The following is a 2,339-nucleotide window of genomic DNA, read 5'->3' on the forward strand; positions in this document are numbered from 1 at the left end:
CGCGCTCGCGCGCCTGGCCGCGGCGACCGGGAAGGCGCCGGCGGCCGCGCCGCCGGTGTGCGCCGAGGCGATGGCCGAGACTACCGACCGCATCATCGCGCTCGGTACCTCCACCGGCGGCACCCAGGCCCTCGAGGCCGTGCTGCGCGGCCTGCCGCGCACCGTGCCCGGCATCGTCGTGGTCCAGCACATGCCGGAGAAATTCACCGCGATGTTCGCCCAGCGCCTCGACCAGGTGTGCGCCCTCGAGGTCCTCGAGGCGCAGGACGGACAGCGCGTGATCCCCGGGCGCGTGCTCATCGCCCCCGGTGGCCGCCACATGACGCTGCGGCGCAGCGGCGCGCAATACCTCGTCGAGGTGCGCGACGGCCCGCCGGTCAACCGCCACCGCCCCTCGGTCGACGTGCTCTTCCGCTCGGTCGCCCGCTGCGCCGGGCGCAACGCCCTCGGCGTGATCATGACCGGCATGGGCGACGACGGCGCCCGCGGCCTGCGCGAGATGTTCGACGCCGGCGCCCAGACCATTGCTCAGGACGAGGCCAGCTCGGTCGTCTTCGGGATGCCCAAGGAAGCCATCCGCCTCGGCGCCGCCAGCCGCATCCTCGCCCTTCAGTCCATCGGCCCCGCCCTCGAGCAATACGCCCGCGGCGCCTGAGCCACCGCCTCCGCGCCTGCCGGAGACCTCCACGCCTTCTGGTGGGCTGTAGGAGCGCCGGCAGGCGCGAATCGGGCTGTGCGGCAATCGACGCGTGCGATGGAGACCCCCACCGCCTTCGCGCCTTCCGGCGCTCCTACAGGGAACCGTCGCGCCTCCGGGTGGGCTGTAGGAGCGCCGGCAGGCGCGAACCGGCCGTGCAGCAATCGACGTGCGCGATGGAGACCCCCGTCGCCTTCGCGCCTGCCGGCGCTCCTGCAGGGAGCCGTCGAGTCTTCGGGTGGGCTGTAGGAGCGCCGGCAGGCGCGATCCGGGCTGTGCGGGTGGCGGGGGGGCGGGGGGCGTGCTTGAATGCAGGAAATGCCCACGCGATGCGCCACCATGTCCAAGGTCTTCGTCTCCTACCGCCGTGACGACAGCGCCGGCTTTGCCGGTCGGCTCACCGATGCGCTCGAACGCCGCTTCGGCGCGGACAGCGTGTTCCGCGACGTCGACGACATCGCCGCGGGGGCCGATTTCGGCGTGGTCATCGAGCAGGCCCTGCAGCAGGTGCAGGCGGTGCTGGTGGTGATCGGCCCGCGCTGGCTCGACGCGCGCGACGAGCGCGGGCGCCGGCTCGACGACCCCGGCGACTATGTGCGCCGCGAGGTCGAGCTCGCGCTCGCCTCCGGCAAGCCGGTGATCCCGGTGCTGGTCGGCGGGGCGACGATGCCGACGGCCGAGGCGCTGCCGCCCACCCTGCGCGGGCTCGCCAACCGCAACGCGCTGGCCCTCGGCGATGCCGGCTGGGGCGCGGACCTCGCCCGCCTGGAGGTGGCGCTGGCGCAGTGGGTGGGGCCGACCGCGCCGGGCGAGCGTTCAGCGCCCGTGCGCGGACGCCGTGCGCTCGCGGCCGCGATGGTGGCGCTGCTCCTCGCGCTCGGCGGCGGGTGGTGGTGGCTGCGGGGTGTCGACCAGGGGCCGCAGGCGCTCGTCGGGGAGTGGAGCGCCGAGGTCGCCTATCCGTGGAACCTGACGCTGCGCGAGCACTATGTGTTCACGCTGGCGGACGGCCGCGTCGGCGGCAGCGCGAGCTTTCTCGGCGTGCCGCGCGCGCTCGAGGCGGTGGAGTGGGAGGATGGACGCCTGCGCTTCCTCACCCGCAGCGAGACCGTGTCCGGCAACGAGCCGCCACGCGAGATGGGCCAGCTCTACGAGGTCTGGCGCGAGGGCGAGACGCTGCGCGTGCGCCTGCAGATCCGCCGCAGCCATTCGGTCGATGCGCCGCTGGAGTTCGTCGCGCAGCGCCAATGAGCGCGGCCGCCTTCGCGCCTGCCGGCGCTCCTACATGAACCCGTCCGCGCCCGCGCGCAAGGCCTCGGGGAGGAATGCAGGAGCGCCGGCAGGCGCGAATCGGGCCTCATCCGCGCGCAACGGCTCGGGGTGGATGTAGGAGCGCCGGCAGGCGCGAATCGGGCCGCGCCCGCGCGCAAAGGCCTCGGGGAGACATGTAGGAGCGCCGGCAGGCGCGAAGGCGGCGGAAGGTGGCACGCGCGTCGGGTTCGGTACGGCCTTGTTCGCAGCTGCCGCAGCTCCTACAGGCCGGAAATGCGGTGGTTTCTGTAGGAGCGCCGGCAGGCGCGAATCGGGCCGCGCCCGCGCGCAAAGGCCTCGGGGAGACATGTAGGAGCGCCGGCAGGCGCGA

At 74.1% G+C, this 2,339-nt stretch carries 2 protein-coding genes; both read left to right on the top strand.

Translation table 11 applies throughout. The features are described from left to right. Window positions 1-655, top strand: a 655-nt coding sequence (locus C667_RS22235; protein WP_004385968.1) for a chemotaxis protein CheB, incomplete at its 5' end; no start/stop codon positions are given. Window positions 656-1,036: 381 nt separating this feature from the next. Beyond that, window positions 1,037-1,948: a toll/interleukin-1 receptor domain-containing protein gene (locus C667_RS22240; protein ID WP_004385970.1), complete on the top strand. Its 912-nt coding sequence runs from the start codon at window positions 1,037-1,039 to the stop codon at window positions 1,946-1,948. Window positions 1,949-2,339 lie beyond the last annotated feature (391 nt).

It is taken from the genome of Thauera phenylacetica B4P (assembly GCF_000310225.1).
In the GTDB taxonomy this organism is placed as follows: Bacteria; Pseudomonadota; Gammaproteobacteria; order Burkholderiales; family Rhodocyclaceae; genus Thauera; species Thauera phenylacetica.

Excerpts from the sequence above, each read along its gene's own strand:
- C667_RS22240 (WP_004385970.1), top strand. The coding sequence starts at position 1,037 with ATGTCCAAGGTCTTCGTCTCCTACCGCCGTGACGACAGCGCCGGCTTT.